The 16,021-nt window shown below is 72.3% G+C and carries 15 protein-coding genes; 6 read left to right on the forward strand and 9 right to left on the reverse strand.

Features of this window, described 5'->3' with window-relative positions:
• Nucleotides 1-597 precede the first annotated feature (597 nt).
• Entirely contained in the window at nucleotides 598-894 is a 297-nt protein-coding gene (locus tag AB0H81_RS38065; RefSeq protein WP_358385092.1) for a hypothetical protein, read from the reverse strand.
• A 505-nt stretch (nucleotides 895-1,399) separates the two neighbouring features.
• Here AB0H81_RS38065 and AB0H81_RS38070 point away from each other — a divergent pair.
• Nucleotides 1,400-4,390, forward strand: a complete 2,991-nt coding sequence (locus AB0H81_RS38070; RefSeq protein ID WP_358385094.1) for a glycoside hydrolase family 3 N-terminal domain-containing protein — start codon at nucleotides 1,400-1,402, stop codon at nucleotides 4,388-4,390.
• Nucleotides 4,391-4,573: 183 nt separating this feature from the next.
• On the opposite strand, the gene AB0H81_RS38075 is transcribed toward AB0H81_RS38070, so the two are convergent.
• On the reverse strand, nucleotides 4,574-4,954 hold the full coding sequence (locus tag AB0H81_RS38075) for a VOC family protein (RefSeq protein ID WP_358385096.1): 381 nt from the start codon (nucleotides 4,952-4,954) through the stop codon (nucleotides 4,574-4,576).
• A 124-nt stretch (nucleotides 4,955-5,078) separates the two neighbouring features.
• Here AB0H81_RS38075 and AB0H81_RS38080 point away from each other — a divergent pair, with 124 nt between their 5' ends.
• Entirely contained in the window at nucleotides 5,079-6,119 is a 1,041-nt protein-coding gene (locus tag AB0H81_RS38080) for an aldo/keto reductase (RefSeq protein WP_358385099.1), read from the forward strand.
• A 28-nt stretch (nucleotides 6,120-6,147) separates the two neighbouring features.
• On the opposite strand, the gene AB0H81_RS38085 is transcribed toward AB0H81_RS38080, so the two are convergent.
• On the reverse strand, nucleotides 6,148-6,462 hold the full coding sequence (locus AB0H81_RS38085) for a hypothetical protein (protein WP_358385101.1): 315 nt from the start codon (nucleotides 6,460-6,462) through the stop codon (nucleotides 6,148-6,150).
• 139 nt (nucleotides 6,463-6,601) lie between these two features.
• On the opposite strand from AB0H81_RS38085, the gene AB0H81_RS38090 reads away from it, so the two are divergent.
• Both AB0H81_RS38090 and AB0H81_RS38095 read left to right on the forward strand, forming a co-directional pair.
• A complete protein-coding gene (locus tag AB0H81_RS38090; protein WP_358385104.1) occupies nucleotides 6,602-7,096 on the forward strand; it encodes a carbonic anhydrase in 495 nt (164 codons plus the stop codon).
• Between the two features lie 51 nt (nucleotides 7,097-7,147).
• Complete coding sequence (locus AB0H81_RS38095; protein WP_358385107.1) at nucleotides 7,148-8,188, forward strand: hypothetical protein; 1,041 nt, start codon at nucleotides 7,148-7,150, stop codon at nucleotides 8,186-8,188.
• A 12-nt stretch (nucleotides 8,189-8,200) separates the two neighbouring features.
• On the opposite strand, the gene AB0H81_RS38100 is transcribed toward AB0H81_RS38095, so the two are convergent.
• The 4 genes from AB0H81_RS38100 to AB0H81_RS38115 form a co-directional block, all read right to left on the reverse strand.
• The gene (locus AB0H81_RS38100) at nucleotides 8,201-8,329 is read right to left on the reverse strand and encodes a phosphatidate cytidylyltransferase (RefSeq protein ID WP_358385109.1); all 129 of its coding nucleotides are present in this window, start codon (nucleotides 8,327-8,329) and stop codon (nucleotides 8,201-8,203) included.
• Complete coding sequence (locus AB0H81_RS38105; protein WP_358385112.1) at nucleotides 8,326-9,012, reverse strand: phosphatidate cytidylyltransferase; 687 nt, start codon at nucleotides 9,010-9,012, stop codon at nucleotides 8,326-8,328. Before AB0H81_RS38105 ends, AB0H81_RS38100 begins: the two co-directional genes overlap by 4 nt.
• 82 nt (nucleotides 9,013-9,094) lie before the next feature.
• Nucleotides 9,095-10,828: a histidinol-phosphate transaminase gene (locus AB0H81_RS38110; RefSeq protein WP_358385115.1), complete on the reverse strand. Its 1,734-nt coding sequence runs from the start codon at nucleotides 10,826-10,828 to the stop codon at nucleotides 9,095-9,097.
• 266 nt (nucleotides 10,829-11,094) lie between these two features.
• Entirely contained in the window at nucleotides 11,095-13,161 is a 2,067-nt protein-coding gene (locus AB0H81_RS38115; protein WP_358385118.1) for a DNA topoisomerase IV subunit B, read from the reverse strand.
• A gap of 267 nt (nucleotides 13,162-13,428) precedes the next feature.
• Here AB0H81_RS38115 and AB0H81_RS38120 point away from each other — a divergent pair, with 267 nt between their 5' ends.
• On the forward strand, nucleotides 13,429-13,659 hold the full coding sequence (locus AB0H81_RS38120; RefSeq protein WP_253774443.1) for a hypothetical protein: 231 nt from the start codon (nucleotides 13,429-13,431) through the stop codon (nucleotides 13,657-13,659).
• A gap of 105 nt (nucleotides 13,660-13,764) precedes the next feature.
• Here the strand turns inward: AB0H81_RS38120 and AB0H81_RS38125 are convergent, their stop codons facing one another.
• Nucleotides 13,765-14,202, reverse strand: coding sequence for a nuclear transport factor 2 family protein (locus AB0H81_RS38125; RefSeq protein ID WP_358385121.1), 438 nt, complete (start codon nucleotides 14,200-14,202; stop codon nucleotides 13,765-13,767).
• A gap of 67 nt (nucleotides 14,203-14,269) precedes the next feature.
• On the reverse strand, nucleotides 14,270-14,992 hold the full coding sequence (locus AB0H81_RS38130; protein ID WP_358385124.1) for a GNAT family N-acetyltransferase: 723 nt from the start codon (nucleotides 14,990-14,992) through the stop codon (nucleotides 14,270-14,272).
• Between the two features lie 118 nt (nucleotides 14,993-15,110).
• On the opposite strand from AB0H81_RS38130, the gene AB0H81_RS38135 reads away from it, so the two are divergent.
• Entirely contained in the window at nucleotides 15,111-15,860 is a 750-nt protein-coding gene (locus AB0H81_RS38135) for a peroxide stress protein YaaA (protein WP_358385126.1), read from the forward strand.
• Nucleotides 15,861-16,021 lie beyond the last annotated feature (161 nt).

Below are 16,021 nucleotides of genomic sequence, written 5' to 3' on the forward strand. Positions count from 1 at the left end.
TTCGCCCGCCTGCCTGGAGACGATCGGATGATCGCGGTGGGCGGGGAACCCGCTCAGGAGGAGGACAGCACCGGCTGGATCTGGATGCGATCGAGTTAGCTGGATCTTCAAGGACTTCGCGATCACATCCCGATCGGCCGAGAAAATCCTCACCCTCAACATCGAGGACCTGGACCTGACGGTCCGCCAGGCACGGGTCAAGGCCAAGGGCACCCGCGCCGAGACCCGCCGCCGCGGTCAGGCCCGCGAGGACTTCGTGCTGGAGACCGTCTACTGGGACGCCGACGCCGCTCGGCTGTCGCCCCGCCTGCTCAAAGGCCGCACCCGCGGCCCGGTCGTCGTCGTCACCCACCGCCGCCCAGGCCCCGGCCAGGTCGTCAGCCCCCGCGGCGTCTGTCTCGACACCGGCCTCGCTCGCCTGTCCTACGGCCAGGCCCGCGCCCTGCTGGACGAGCACACCGCGCTGAACGGCCCCGGCACGGGCTGGGACCTGCACGAATTCCGCCACTCGGCGCTGACTCACCTGGGCGAGGCGGGCGCGAGCCTGCTCATGCTGACGGCCAAATCCCGGCACAAGAATCCGGAGAACCTGCGCCGCTACTTCAAGCCCTCACCGGACGCCATCGCCCCCTGTCGCCAACCCGGCCTGATGGCTGGCCCGACCGGCTCGGACGCCGCCCCATCTCCGTCGCCGAACGCGACCGGCTCCGTCAGACCATCGACGCTGATCGACTGTCCCGCGAGACCGCGCGCGCCCAGGCCGACCGGCAACTCGCGCCGCACTTCTCCTACATCGTCATCGAAGGCCTCAACCCCGACCAGAACCCCCGCAAACGCATCCGGCTCCGGGCCCGGCTCACCATCGCGCTCCGCCTCGCCGGTCACCCTCGGCATCGCCGGACCTGACGCCCGCGAACGCGCCCGATCTCTACGTCAAGAGGTCCAACGCATCGGGCGTGGGCCATCGACTCGCACCCCTGCCCGAGGGCCGCGGACGATCCCGCATGAGCGCGCGCACTGCCCCCTGAGCGGGCGCACGTGCCGCAGCCTGAGCGGATGTGCCCCGCCCCCTGAGCGGGTGCGCGTGTCCCGGGCGCGATGCCTGAGGGCGCTCACCCCTGAGGGCGAGCCGGGCATGAACGCGGGGGCAGGCGCACGGCGGTTGACCAGGTGACGTGAAGGTTTTTTCAGCGCACCTGTTATGAAATGCATCTCGTGCCCGATCTCTCCGGAGAGAGCGCTCTCTCATGAGGGAGGTACTGTGTTCCGAGCCAGATCCCCGTTATGGGCGGCCCTTGCCCTGGTGGCCGCCATGGCCGTGGCCGCACCGAGCCCACCCGCCGTGGCGACGACCGCGACACCCGCGCAGGTACCGGTGCAGCCACCCATGCAGGCACCCGTGCAAGCGCCCGCAAAGGCGGCCGACCCCGTCACCATCACCGACTTCGAGACCGACGGACTCCCCCAGGGCGTCAGCGCCTGGGGCAACGACGGCCCGTCCACCCCGGCCCTGACCGTCGAGGCCGGCGCCGACCGCCCCGGCGCGCCCGCCGGCAACCGCGTGCTCAAGGCCGTCTACGCCGTGAGCCAGTGGGGCGGCTGGACCCACGACCTGGCCGCCACCCAGGACTGGTCCGGCTACGAGGGCTTCTCGTTCTGGGTCAAGGGCACCGGATCCGGGCAGCGGATCTTCTTCGAGGTCAAGGACGGCGGTTCCGCCGCGGGCTCCTCCGAGCTGTTCGAGTCCTCGTTCACCGACGACACGGCCGGCTGGCGGCAGGTGCGCACGCCGTTCGCGGACCTCGTGCGCCGCGCCGACTACCAGCCCGGCGGCGCGCCGACGGACGGCGAGCTGGACCTGGTCGCCATGTGGGGCTACTCCATGCGCCTGCCCGCCGCCTCCGGCACACTCCTGTGGGACGACGTCCAGGTGTACGGCACGGCTCCCCCGCGCCCGGTACGGCTGGCGACGGACCGCCCGGTGTACCCGGTCGCCGAGAAGGGCACGGCGGAGGTACGCGTCTCCATCAGCACGGCCACCGGCACCCCGCTCCCCGCGGACCTCAAGGTGGGCTACCGCACCGGCGCCGGCACCGCCACACCCGGCGAGGACTACACCCCGGCCGAGGGCACGCTGACCTTCCCGGCGGGCACCGCCTCCGGCTCCGCGAAGTCGTTCACGGTCAGGACGCTGGCCGACCGGGCGCCGGAGGTCGCCGAGACCATCCCGATCACGCTGTCCGGCGAGGGCGTGCGGCCACCGGCCGAGGCGCCGGTCGTCGTGATCAACGCGCACGGCCTGCCGTACCTCGACGCCCGCAAGCCCGTCAAGCAGCGGGTCGCCGACCTGCTCGGCCGCATGACGCTGGAGGAGAAGGTCGGCCAGATGACGCAGGCCGAGCGGCAGGCGCTGGCCGCGCCGGGCGACATCGCCACCCGCCTGCTCGGCTCCCTGCTGTCGGGCGGCGGCTCCACCCCGACGCCCAACACGCCGAAGGCGTGGGCCGACATGGTGGACGCCTTCCAGTTGCAGGCCCAGCGCACCCGCCTGCAGATCCCGCTCATCTACGGCGTCGACGCCGTCCACGGCCACAACAACGTGGCCGGGGCGACGATCTTCCCGCACAACGTCGGCCTCGGCGCCACCCGTGACCCGGGCCTGGTCGAGCAGGCCGGCGCGATCACGGCCCGCGAGGTCAAGGCGACGGGCGTGCCGTGGGACTTCGCGCCGTGCCTGTGCGTGTCGCGGGACGACCGCTGGGGCCGGGCCTACGAGTCCTTCGGCGAGGACCCCGCCCTGGTCTCCCGGATGACCACGGTCATCGACGGTCTCCAGAAGAACGGCGTCCTGGCCACGGCCAAGCACTACGTCGGCGACGGCGGCACCGCCTACGGCTCCTCCACCTCCGGCGACTACACGATCGACCAGGGCGTCACCCGGGTGAGCCGGCAGGGGCTGGAGGCGATCCATCTGGCGCCGTTCGCCGAGGCGGTCCGGCGGGGCGTGGGGTCGGTCATGCCGTCGTTCTCCAGCGTGGACCTCGGCCAGGGGCCGACCAAGATGCACGCGCACCGCGAGCTGATCACGGACGTGCTCAAGGGACGGCTCGGCTTCAAGGGGTTCGTGATCAGCGACTGGCAGGCGATCGACCAGATCCCCGGCGACTACCCGAGCGACGTGCGGACCTCGATCAACGCCGGCCTGGACATGATCATGGTCCCGTACGCGTACGTGGAGTTCGAGAGCACGCTGAGGGCCGAGGTGGAAGCCGGCCGGGTGCCGCAGAGCCGCGTGGACGACGCCGTGGCCCGGATCCTGACACAGAAGTTCCGGCTCGGCCTGTTCGAGCACCCGTACGCGGACCGGTCGGGGCTGCCGGAGGTCGGCTCTGCCGCCCACCGGGCGGTGGCCCGCACGGCGGCGGCCCGCTCGCAGGTGCTGCTGAAGAACGACGGCGGCCTGCTGCCGCTGCGCCGCGACGCCAAGGTGTACGTGGCCGGGTCGAACGCCGACGACATCGGCAACCAGTCGGGCGGCTGGACGATCACCTGGCAGGGCTCGTCCGGGCCGATCACGACGGGCACGACGATCCTGTCGGCCATCCGCTCGCGCGCCGCGTCGGTCACCTACTCCCGGGACGCCTCGGCGCCGCTCACCGGGCATGACGTGGGCGTCGTGGTGGTGGGCGAGACGCCGTACGCGGAGGGGTTCGGTGACGTGGGCCGCGCCGGCCGCACGCTGGACCTCTCGGCCGCCGACCGGGCCGCGGTCGACCGGGTGTGCGGGGCGATGAAGTGCGTGGTGCTGGTGGTGTCGGGCCGGCCGATGGTCCTCGGCGACCTGTCGCGCGTCACGGCGCTCGTCGCGTCGTGGCTGCCCGGCACCGAGGGCGCGGGCGTGGCGGACCCGCTGTTCGGGGCCGTGCCGTACACGGGCCGGCTGCCCTTCTCCTGGTTCCGCACGGCGGCGCAGCTCCCGATCAACGTGGGCGACGCGGCGTACGACCCGCTGTTCCCGTACGGCTGGGGCCTGCGGACCGACCCGGGCCGCGACCGGCTCAAGGCGTTGCGCGACCGGCTCGCGGGCGGCGACGCCGCGTCGAAGGGCGCGGCGGCGGCACTGACGGTCGCGCTGACGGGGCGCAACTGGAACGCCGACGGGACGGTGCGTGACTCCCGCGTCGTGCTGGGCGCGCTGGAGGCCGCGGCGGCGCTGCTCGACCGGTCGTCCACGGACACGTACCAGCAGGGCGACACGCTGGCGTCGGTGGCGCGGGACGTGGCCCAGGCGACGGGCCGGCGGCCCGACCTGACGGCCCGCGCCGACCAGGAGCTGGCGGCGGGCCGCGTACGGCAGGCGGTGAGCCTGCTCACCCAGGCGGCCCGCTGATCCCGTACGGCGTCCGCACCGCCCGTTGAGATGCGGCGAGGGGCCGGCCTCCCTCGGGAGGCCGGCCCCTCCTACGCCGGAGCACCAGGGCGGGGGCCCCTGGGATTGTTCCTGGGCGTCCTGGACGTCCGGCTGCTCGGTGGACCGGCCGTCGCGGCCGGCCGGTCGGTGGCGGCGAAGCGGTCAGTCGCCGGCGTCGCGGCAGAGGCAGAACGGGTGCCCCGCCGGGTCGAGGAAGACGCGGAAGCTGTCGTCCTCGCTCGGCTGGTGGTCGTGCTTCGTGGCGCCCAGCTCGATGGCCGCCTTCTCCGCCCGGTCCATGTCCTGCACGGTCAGGTCGAGGTGGAACTGCTGGGGGCGCTCGGAGCGGGGCCAGATCGGCGGGCGGTAGTCCTCGACCCGCTGGCATGCCAGCCGCTTCGGCGAGCCGCCGTCGGTGACGATCACCCAGTCGTCGTCCCGGGGGTCCATCGACCAGCCCAGCAGTCCCGCGTAGAACTCCCCCAGCATGCGGGGGTTCGCGCAGTCGAGCACGATCGTGTGGAATTCCGCGACGCCCTTCACCACACACCTCCAAGTCCGTTTCGACGGCCTCACCTACCCGGGTGACGCCACCCCACACCCCTCCGGTTCGCCCTCGTGTGATGGACTCGTTGAGGCACAGGACCTTCCATGGGGGGAAGAACGCATGCGCAGAGCCACGCTGGGCCGCACCGGGATCTCCGTGAGCCGCTACTGCCTCGGCACGATGATGCTGGGCGCGTGGGGCAATCCCGACCACGACGACGCCGCCAGGCTGATCGGCAAGGCCCTGGACGCGGGTGTCAACTTCGTGGACACGGCCGACATGTACTCCGCGGGCGAGTCGGAGGAGATCGTCGGCAAGGCCGTCCGCGCGCGCCGCGACGAGGTGGTCCTGGCCACCAAGGTGCACTTCCCGATGGGCGACGACCCCAACCAGCGCGGCAACTCGCGCCGCTGGATCCGGCAGGCGGTCGAGAACAGCCTGCGCCGGCTCGGCACCGACCGCATCGACCTGTACCAGATCCACCGCCCCGACCCGGCGACCGACCTCGACGAGACCCTGTCGGTGCTGTCGGACCTCGTCCGCGAGGGCAAGGTCATGGCGATCGGCTGCTCCGACTTCGGGGCGGAGGAGATCGTCGAGGCCCGCTGGGTGGCCGAGCGCCGCGGTCACGTGCCGTTCCGCACCGAGCAGCCCCCGTACTCGATCTTCGTACGGGGGATCGAGAAGGCCGTGCTGCCGACCGCGCAGAAGTACGGCATGGGCGTGCTCACCTGGAGCCCGCTCAACAGCGGCTGGCTGACCGGCAGGTTCCGCCGCGACCAGATGGACCTCAACGAGTTCCGCAACATGATCTCGTACAAGTTCGACCTGTCGCTGCCCGGCAACGCCCGCAAGGCCGACGTGATCGAGGAACTGATCAAGCTGGCCGACGACCTGGGCCGGCCGCTGTCGCACGTGGCGCTGGCGTTCGTGCTGAGCCACCCCGCGATCACCTCGGTGATCATCGGGCCGCGTACGGCCGAGCAGCTCGACGACCTGGTGGCGGCGGCGGAGCTGCGGCTCGACGACGACGTCCTGGACCGGATCGACGAGCTCGTGCCGCCGGGGACCGACCTCAACCCGGGCGACGTCGACTACACGCCGCCGCATCTCGCGAACGCCCGGCTGCGCAGGCTCCCGCCGGACGAGCGCGGCGCCTGACGACCCGGCCGGGGTCAGGCCGGTCGGGTCAGGCCGTGCTCGCCGCGACGGCGGGCAGGGCGAGGATCAGCTCGCGGGGCTCGCCGCCCTCCCAGAAGCGCACCATCCGGGTGGCTTCCGGGCCGGGGTCGAACCCGTCGTTTCCGGGGGCGCCGAAACACCCGGCCTCCGCCAGCCGCTCGATGAGCGGATCGTCGTCCGGGAGGCCGGCCGCGTAGGCGGCGGCGTCGAGGAGCGCCAGCGCGGACCGCGCGTTGCGACCGGCGTCGTTGGACTCCACCCGGTCGAGGCAGCGTCGCGCCTGGGCGCGGAAGTACGCGGCGAGGGATTCGGACCTACTCACGACAACCTTCTTCGGCTACTCACACTTAGGGCTACGACATCATCACCCATCGTGACGGCCGATGGGGGGACCTTGGCCAACTCTCGCCTGTCGGGACCCCGGGCAAGCTGCTCGATCCGGCATGCGGCACTATCTCACCATGAGTGCGTTCGACGACTTGCTTGCCGGTAACGCGGAATACGTCAAGGGATTCACCAACTCAGGGCTGACCGGCCGCGCGGCACGCGGGCTCGCGGTGGTCACCTGCATGGACTCCCGCATCGATCCCCTCGGACTGTTGGGCCTGGAGGCCGGGGACGCCAAGATCCTGCGCAACGCGGGCGCCCGCGTCACCGACGACGTCCTGCGTACTCTGGTCCTGGCCGTGTACCTGCTGGGCGTGGAGCGGGTGCTGGTGATGCCGCACACGGACTGCGGCATGACCAAGGTGACGGACGGCGACGTGCACGACCTCACGCAGCTGCACGGGGTGGACACGCGCAGCCTGGAGTTCCACACGGTCCCCGACCAGGACTCGGCGCTGCGCCACGACCTCACCCGCATCCGGACCACGCCGTTCCTGCCCAAGGACATGCCGGTGGGCGGCGCCATCTACGACGTCCACACGGGAAGGCTGATGCCGGTCTCCCTCTGACGGGAGCTTCGGTTCCGCGGCCGGTCGTCGTACGGCCGCATGATGGTCGGCATGGTGAGATTGGGAACCGCGCGCGAGGCCGCGGCGCGCTGGGTGTCCGAGCACGCGCGCCGCGATCCCGGCTATCGCGGCGCGTACGTCACCGGCTCCACGGTCGGCCTGCCGGACGACGCCGAGCTGCCGCCGTCCTCCGACCTGGACCTCTTCGTGGTCACGGACACCCCGGGGGCCAAGCCGGGCAAGCTGCGCTACGAAGGCGTCCTGCTGGAGGTCAGCCATCTCCCCTGGTCCGCCCTCCGGTCCCCGGACGAGGTCCTGGCGTCGTACCACCTGGCCGGGGCGTTCCGGACCGACACGGTCGTCGACGACCCCACCGGCCGCCTGCGCGCCCTCCAGGAGCACGTCGCGGCGCGCTTCGCCGCCCGGCCGTGGGTGCGCCGCAGGTGCGAGGACGCCGTGCGGAGGATCGAGACCCTCCTCGCGGCGCTCGCGGACCCCGGGGACCGCGCGTTCCACGAGCAGGTCCTGACCTGGCTGTTCGCCGCCGGGGTCACCACCCACGTGCCGCTCGTCGCCGCTCTGCGCAACCCGACCGTACGGCTGCGCTATCCGGCGGCGCGTGACGTCCTCGCCTCCTACGGGCTCTCCGCCCTCTACCGGGAGCTGCTGGACCTCCTCGGCTGCTCCGGCCTGTCCGCCGAACGGGTCCGGCACCAGGTGCGCGAACTGGCTGAGACGTTCGACCTGGCGGCGGCCGTCGCGACGACCCCGTTCCCCTTCAGCGGCGACATCACCCCGGCGGCCCGCCCGATCGCGATCGGCGGCAGCCTCGAGCTCGTGGAGCGCGGCGACCACCGCGAGGCCGTGTTCTGGATCATCGCGACGTTCGCCCGCTGTCACACGATCCTGGCGGCGGACGCGCCCGCGCTCCACCGCTCCCGCCTGCCCGCGTTCCGTGCCGCCCTGGGGGATCTCGGCGTCGCCTCCCCCGCCGACCTGCGGCCGCGCGCCGGAGAGGTCGCCCGTTTCCTGCCCCGCCTCCGGGGGGCCGCCGAGCACATCCTGGCCGCCAACCCGGCCGTCACCGGCTGATCCCGGGTGCCGTCACCCGGACGGGGCGAGCAGCAGCGCCACCGCGAGGCCGAGCAGCAGGGAATCGAGCCGGTCCAGCAGCCCACCGGCCCCGGCCAGCCAGGAGGCCGAATCCTTGGCTTCAACGCCTCGCTTGATCATCGACTCCAGCAGGTCCCCAGGGGCGCACCGACCGTCACGGCGACGGCCAGAGGCAGCGTGAACGCGTCCAGGAGCGCCAGCACGGCCAGGCCGGCGGCGGCCCCGGCCAGCAGGCCGCTCCAGCGCTTGGCCGGCGACAACGGCGACAGCCGCGGTCCCCCCATCGACCGGCCGGCGAACGAGGCGGTGATGTCGGCGACCGACACCGCGGCGAACAGCGCCAGGACCGCCGGCCCTAGCAGCACCACTCCGATCAGCGGCGCGAACCACACGACGCCGGCCACGCCCAGGCAGAGCCGCCTCAGCCCGCCCGCCGCGTCCCCCGCCAGCAACGGAACCAGGGCGACGGCCAGGACGCAGGCGGCGAGCACCCTGGGCAGCTCCGCGGGGACGAGCCAGGCCGCCAGGGGGGACGCGGCCGCGGCGACGGTGAGCACCACGCGGTCCGGCCACGGCAGCCGGGTCAGCCGGCCGTACTCGACGGCGCATCCCGCGCCCACCGCCGCGGCGAGGACGGCCGCCCCACCGGGACCGAGGGAGAGGGCCGCGACCACGACGGGCACGGCCACCGCCCAGGCGCACCACCGCAGGACGTACTCGCGCCGCCGCGACAGCGCCACGGCGACCCCGCCCAAGGCCAGCGCCCCGGCGAGGTAGGGGATCAGGTCACCGACACCGGTCACGCCATCTCCCGCAGGCCACTCAGCGCCACCGACATCCGGTCACGCCGTCCCCCCGCAGGCCACGCGGCGCCACCGACACCGGTCACGCCGTCCGCCGCGGGTCACGCAGCGCATCGGCGACGGCCTGGACCGTGCGGGCGTTGGCGGTGGCGTCGCGGACCGCGATCCGCACCGTCCTGCCCTCGAACGCCGGCGACAACGGTGACAGGTCACGCAGGAACACCCCCTGCCGCCGGCACCGGCCGACCAGGCGGGCGGCGCCGGGACCGCCGCGGGGCAACGTGAGCAGGACGAAGTTCGCCACCGACTCGTGAACCGACAGGTCCTCACCGATCCCGGCGAGCGCCGCCGCCAGCTCGGCCCGCAGCAGGGCGGTCTGCGCCCAGCGGCCGGTGTAGTAGCCGGGATCGCGCAGGGCGCGCACCGCGGCGATCTGCGCGGGCAGGCTCACCGCCCAGGGCGGAGTCCGGCGGCGCAGCTCGGCCGCGATCCGTGACGGCGCCGTGAGGTAGGCGGCCCGCAGACCCGACAACGCGTACATCTTGGACATGGATGTGCAGACGATCGTGTTGTCCGAACCGGCCGCGTACCGTTCCAGCGACTGCCCGGGCCCGCTGTAGCCGACATAGGCCTCGTCGATCCAGAACCGGGTTCCGCCCGGCGCCCGCGCCAGGACCTCACGGAGCTCGTCCGCGTCGAGGTGCACGCCGGTGGGGTTGTTCGGGTTGACGATGACCACGAGGTCATAGCGACTGCGCAGGCGGTCGGCGAGGCGGTCTGCGTCGATCCGCCACCCGTCCTCACGGCGCAGCGAGAACCGGTCGGCGCGGCAGCCGATCACCTGCTCGACGACATGGGCGTACTCGCCGTAGGAGGGATCGACCAGCAGCACCCGCGAGGAGGCGTCCAGCCAGTCTCCGAACGCGCGGAAGATCAGGTCGGAGGAGCCGGCGCCGACGGCGACGGCGTCCTCCGGCACGTCCCGGCGGAGCGCGATCTCCTCGACGAGCCCCGCGGCCCGCGCGGGCGGGGAGGTCCTCGTGATCCACTCCAGGTCGCCGGACAGCCCCGCGACGACCCCGGGCGCGGGCGGGAACCAGGCGTCCAGCACGTCGGCGGGCACGACGTCGCGGCGCGCCTCCAGGGTGTCGAACCGGCGGCCCAGCGCCTCGACGGAGGCGCCGCCGTGCTCGCAGGACTCCGCCTCGGGCAGGAAGGGCATCTCCAGCTCCCAGCGCACCGTTCGCCGCAGATCCTCCAGCAGCGGACCGTAGCGCCGCAGCGTCCGGCCGGCCAGATCGGCCACCTGGCCTGTCAGGAGTTCGAAGTCGACGGCGCCCGAACGCACCGGCACGCCGGTCGAGACCAGGCCCAGCGACAGGTACATCGGCAGCAGCTCGGCCCGGCCCAGGGCCACGACGACCCGCCCGCCGTGCGCCATCACCCACCGCAGCGCCGCATACATCAGCAGTTTTCCGGTCATCTCGCCACGCCGGCTCGGCTCGACGGTCAGGATCCGGATCTCGAACAGGCCGCTCTCGCGCAGCTCCGGGTGGTCCTGCCTGCGCAGGTACTTGTCGATCGAGTAGCGTCCGGCCCATGGGGGCGTGACGCTGACGAAGCCGACGGGGCGGTCCTGGTGGGCCGCCACGAGGTAGACGTTGTTCCCGTCGAGGTCGTCGGTGAGCCGCCCGGCCGCGTTGGGGGCGTGCTGGCCCAGCTCCCGCGCGTACACCTCGTGCCGGAGGCGGTAGATCCACTCGCGGTCGGCGTCGGACGCCGGCCGTAGTTCCAGCTTGTCGGCAGCCACGGTCATGATCCCCACGGTACGGCCGCCGCGCCGGTCGAGGGACAGCGGGGTGACGGGGCCGCCCGGACCTTCCGGGGCAGCCGCGTCACACGGCGGCGGGCCCGACACAAGAGCGCCCAGCACGGAGCTGGGCGACTTCATGGGGCCGCCCCGCGAGGAGCCATCCAGCACAGGGCCGGGCGACTTCATGGGGCCGCCCCGCGAGGAGCCGCCCGGCACGAGGCCGGGCGACGTGATGGGGGCAGCCGGGTGAGGAGCCGCCCCGTGGTTGGTCAGGCGTCGATGTGGTCGCGGTCGACCTCGGCCGCGCTGTTGACGATGAACTCGCGGCGCGGCGCGACGTCGCTGCCCATGAGGAGGCTGAAGATGCTCTCCGCCCCCTCGGCGTCCTCGATGCGGACGCGGCGCAGGATGCGGTGGCGCGGGTCCATCGTGGTCTCGGCCAGCTGGTCGGCGTCCATCTCGCCGAGACCCTTGTAGCGCTGCACCGGGTCCTTCCAGCGCTTGCCGCGCCGCTCCAGGTCGCGCAGCACCTTGTGCAGCTCGGCGTCGGAGTAGCAGTAGATGTACTTCTCCTTGCCCTTGCCCGGGTTGGTGAGCTCGATCCGGTGCAGGGGCGGGACCGCGGCGAACACGCGGCCCGCCTCGACCATGGGCCGCATGTAGCGGTGGAACAGCGTCAGGAGCAGGCAACGGATGTGGGCGCCGTCGACGTCGGCGTCGGCCATGAGGATGACCTTGCCGTAGCGGGCCGCCTCGATGTCGAACGAGCGGCCGGACCCGGCGCCGACGACCTGGATGATGGCGGCGCACTCGGCGTTCTTGAGCATGTCGCTCATCGACGCCTTCTGGACGTTGAGGATCTTGCCGCGGATCGGCAGCAGCGCCTGGAACTCCGAGTCGCGGGCCAGCTTGGCCGTGCCCAGCGCCGAGTCTCCCTCGACGATGAACAGCTCGCTGCGGTCGACGTCGTCGCTGCGGCAGTCGACGAGCTTGGCGGGCAGCGCGGAATTCTCCAGGGCGCTCTTGCGGCGCTGGTTGTCACGGTGCTCGCGGGCCGCGATGCGGGCCTTGGCGGCGGCGACGATCTTCTCCAGCGCGGCGCGCAGGGGCTGCTTGAAGCCGCGCGGCGGGTTGGCGAACAGCTCCTTCAGCTCGCGCGAGACCACGTGGGAGACGATGCGGGTGGCCGCGGAGGTGCCGAGGACCTCCTTGGTCTGGCCCTCGAACTGCGGCTCCGGCACGCGGACGGTGACGACGGCCGTGAGGCCCTCGAGGATGTCCTCCTTGGTGACCGGGTCGTCGCCGTTCTTCAGCAGGCGGGTCTCGCGCAGCTGCTCGTTGATCGTGCGGACCAGGCCGCGCTCGAAACCGGTGATGTGGGTGCCGCCCTTGGGGGTGGCGATCACGTTGACGAACGAACGGACGGTCGACTCGTAGCCGCGGCCCCAGCGCACGGCCACGTCGACCGTCAGCTCGCGCTGGACCTCGGTGGGCGTCATGTGGCCCTGGTCGTCGAGCACCGGAACGGTCTCGTGGAAGTGGCCGACGCCCTGCAGGCGCAGCACGTCGCAGACGGCCTCGTCGCGGGCCAGGAACTCGGTGAACTCGGAGATGCCGCCGTCGAAGCGGAACTCCTCCACCACCTGCTCCTCGTGGCGGCTGTCGATCACCACGAGCGTGAGGCCGGGCACCAGGAAGGCGGTCTGGCGCAGCCGGACGTGGATCTCGTCGAGCGACACCTCGGCGTCGGGCAGGAAGATCTGCTTGTCCGCCCAGAAGCGGACGCGGGTGCCGGTGACGTCGCGGCCCAGCTTGCCGCCGTCGCGCAGCCCCGACTTCTTGCGGAACTTGGCGGTCGGCCCCTCGCCGTCGAAGACGCCCGGCACGCCGCGCCGGAAGCTGATCTCGTGGACGCGCCCGTCGCGGTCGACCTGGACGTCGAGGCGGGACGACAGCGCGTTGACCACGGAGGCGCCCACGCCGTGCAGGCCGCCGGAGGCGGCGTAGGAGCCGCCGCCGAACTTGCCGCCCGCGTGGAGCTTGGTGTAGACGAGCTCGACCCCGGCCAGGCCGCTCTTGGGCTCGATGTCGACCGGGATGCCGCGGCCGTCGTCGCGGACCTCGATGGAGCCGTCGGCGTACAGCTCCACCTCGATGCGGGAGCAGTGGCCGCCCAGCGCCTCGTCGACGCCGTTGTCCACGATCTCCCAGAGGCAATGCATGAGCCCGCGGCTGTCGGTGGACCCGATGTACATGCCCGGGCGCTTGCGGACCGCTTCGAGCCCCTCAAGCACCGAGAGGTGACGAGCCGTGTAACCGGCCTCAACTAGCGTCACTCCAGCTCCTCCGGGTTAGTCATCGAACACCAGTGCGTAGCCTACCGTTCTTCGCCTGCGTAGGCGTACTTGCGCAGACGCGCGCGTACAAGCTTGCCATGCGGTCATGTTTGCCGTTACCAACGGGCTGATCGTCATTACTTTGGGACACATTCCGCTCTCGGCGTAGCGGGGCGGCGGTTGGGAACGTCCACGTCCGGTTAGATGTTGTTCCAAGTGACTGACGCCAGATCCTCGCTTCGGCGGGGGTGACCCGAAAGGCGATACGTGACTGGAGCTCTCGCCCCCGTTAAGCCGCTGACGGCCCTCGACCGCTGCGACCGTTGCGGTGCCCAGGCCTACATTCGCGCGACCCTGCCTGTGGGTGGGGAGCTGCTGTTCTGCGCCCACCACGGGCGTCAGCACATCGCGGCGCTGCGCGAGAAGGGTGCCGACATCCTGGACGAGTCGGCACGCCTCAGCGAAACCCCGACAATTGCCCGCAACGACGAGCGCTGACCAGCGTCTCGCCGTGACGAGATAACCACATATCGCATATTTCACGACCAAGATGGCGACCCCGGGCCTGCTCGGGGTCGCCATCTTGCGTGAGTGACCGTTTCCTTACCCTGGATCACCCAGGGGCCCGGCGAAGACCACGATCTCGTCGATGTCGCCCTCGGCCGTGACGTGCACCACGTCCACGCCCGACAGCAGGGTGCGGCCGTGGCCGTCCTCGTACCGCCAGCCGAAACGCGCCCACTCGTGCGGCGCGTCCACGCGGGTCGTCCGCACCATCCGGCACGGCGCCGCCGGATGGCCCTGGACGACCTCGGTGATGAAGTCCTCGACGGCATGGCGTCCGACGCCCCGCCCCAGCGGCCCCCAGAAGACGACCTCGGCCGTCAGCGCGCGGCTCAGCAACGTCGCCCGCTGCTCCGGGTCGCCCGCGTTGGCCGCCGCGATGAAGGCGTCGACGGCCCGGACATGAAGACCGTTGTCCGCCGGGCCGGCGGGACTCCCGTCGTCACCGTCCCGCCTCCCAGGCACAGCCGCGGTCAACTCACCATCTCCCGTCGAATCGTCCGTTCGAACACTGCCGTCGAGTTCTCCCTCGGCGGCGCGGCCGTCAAACGTCGTCGAGCGCCGGCCTGCGCACCCGATAGTGGTACCGGCTGACGACCTCGAACCCCTCGCTCCGGTACAACGCCTGCGCGGCCTGGTTGGCGGCGGTGGTGCACAAGTACGCGGACCCCACCCCCGCGTGCCGTACCAGAGCACGCAGCACCGTCCGGGCCAGCCCCCGCCGGCGGGCCTCCGGACGCGTGGCCATGCAGAAGATTCCGAGCGTGTCCCCCTGGGGGACGGCCCGCCCGACGGCGAGCGCCACGCCGTCCTCCTCGACGGCGCCGTACCAGGCGGGAACTCCGGTGCAGATACGCTCCGCCTCCCCGTAACCACTGCCGTATCGCCCGTCGACCGCCCACCACGTCTCCATCCACCCCGGCCACGGCCGCTCCTCGACCCTGACCGGGCCGGCGCCGTCACCGATCTGGCCGCACGAGGCGACCATGACGACCGTCGGGTCGACCACCTCGTACCCCCGCCGCTCCAGTTCCTCGTCCAGCCCGGGCGCGGCCTTGGCCCCCATGGAGAAGACGCAGCGCTGCCCGCGCTCGCCGTAGAACGCCTCGGCCGTCTCGATGGCTCCGCCCAGGTCGGCGGGACGGTGCAGGGCCAGCACGGAGTTGGCCCGCTTGGTCACGCCCCCCGCGTGACGCAGCACCCACCCCTCGTGAACCCGCTGCTCGTAAGCAGGCCAGGCCTCGTGGAAGAGCAGATCGAAATCCATCCGCCCGAGCCTAGCCAACGCGCGTCGGCAGAGGGAGGGCGACCCGTGACGGCGCCCGGCCACACCCGTCCGGCAGGCGGCGGGAGGGCCACTGGCCAGGGCCAATAGGGTGATGGGCGTGTTGATTCTGTTGCCGCCGTCCGAGGGGAAGGCGTCCGAAGGAGATGGGCCGCCCGTCGGAGAAGCGGCCGGTGAGCTGTCCTTCCCGTCGCTCGGCCGGGCGCGCAAGCGGGCGATGGCCGCGCTCGTCCGCGCGTCCAAGCGCCGCGACGCCCTCGACGTGCTCGGGCTGACGCCCGGCCTGGCGGGCGAGCTGGCCAAGAACACGGCGATCAGGACCGCGCCCACGCTCCCCGCCGCCGAGCTCTACACCGGCGTCCTGTACGACAACCTGGACCTCGCCACCCTCGACGCCGAGGCGAGGCGGAGGGCCGAGGAGTCGGTGCTGATCTTCTCGGGCCTGTGGGGCGTCCTGCGGCTCAGCGACCGCGTCCCGCCCTACCGGCTGTCCATGGGGGTCAACCTGCCTCCCCTGGGCGGCCTGGCGGCCTTCTGGCGGCCTCTGGTGGCCCGCGAGCTCGATCCCGTGCCCGGGCTCGTCGTCGACCTCCGCTCGGCCACGTACGCGGGCGCCTGGCAGCCTGGAGAGCGCTCCGTGGCGGTACGGGTGTTCAAGGGCGGCAAGGTCGTCAGCCACATGGCCAAGGCGACTCGCGGCGAGATCGCCCGCGCGCTGCTCGTCTCCGGCGCCGACCCCGCGACTCCCGGCGAGCTGGCCAAGATTCTCGACGCGCTGGGCCACACCGTCGACCTGACGGAGCCGTCCCGCCCCGCGCGTCCCTGGACCCTCGACGTCCGCCTGCCCTGACGACACCCCGACGCCCGCCTTGCCCCTGAGGGAGGAGCGGGCCGGGACACGCGAGGAGCGGGGCCGGGACACGCGAGGAGCCCCGCCCTTCTGGGAACAGGAGTGTGGTAAGACTTCTGTCCCATTCTGTAATGACCCAAATTCTTTGGTCCCCGATCTTG

The organism is Nonomuraea sp. NPDC050691 (assembly GCF_040654455.1).
Taxonomy (GTDB): Bacteria; Actinomycetota; Actinomycetes; order Streptosporangiales; family Streptosporangiaceae; genus Nonomuraea.

Excerpts from the sequence above, each read along its gene's own strand:
- AB0H81_RS38095 (WP_358385107.1), top strand. The coding sequence starts at position 7,148 with ATGGTGAGATTGGGAACCGCGCGCGAGGCCGCGGCGCGCTGGGTGTCC.
- AB0H81_RS38110 (WP_358385115.1), bottom strand. The coding sequence starts at position 10,828 with ATGACCGTGGCTGCCGACAAGCTGGAACTACGGCCGGCGTCCGACGCC.
- AB0H81_RS38065 (WP_358385092.1), bottom strand. The coding sequence starts at position 894 with ATGCCGAGGGTGACCGGCGAGGCGGAGCGCGATGGTGAGCCGGGCCCG.
- AB0H81_RS38130 (WP_358385124.1), bottom strand. The coding sequence starts at position 14,992 with ATGGATTTCGATCTGCTCTTCCACGAGGCCTGGCCTGCTTACGAGCAG.
- AB0H81_RS38080 (WP_358385099.1), top strand. The coding sequence starts at position 5,079 with ATGCGCAGAGCCACGCTGGGCCGCACCGGGATCTCCGTGAGCCGCTAC.
- AB0H81_RS38100 (WP_358385109.1), bottom strand. The coding sequence starts at position 8,329 with ATGATCAAGCGAGGCGTTGAAGCCAAGGATTCGGCCTCCTGGCTGGCC.
- AB0H81_RS38090 (WP_358385104.1), top strand. The coding sequence starts at position 6,602 with ATGAGTGCGTTCGACGACTTGCTTGCCGGTAACGCGGAATACGTCAAG.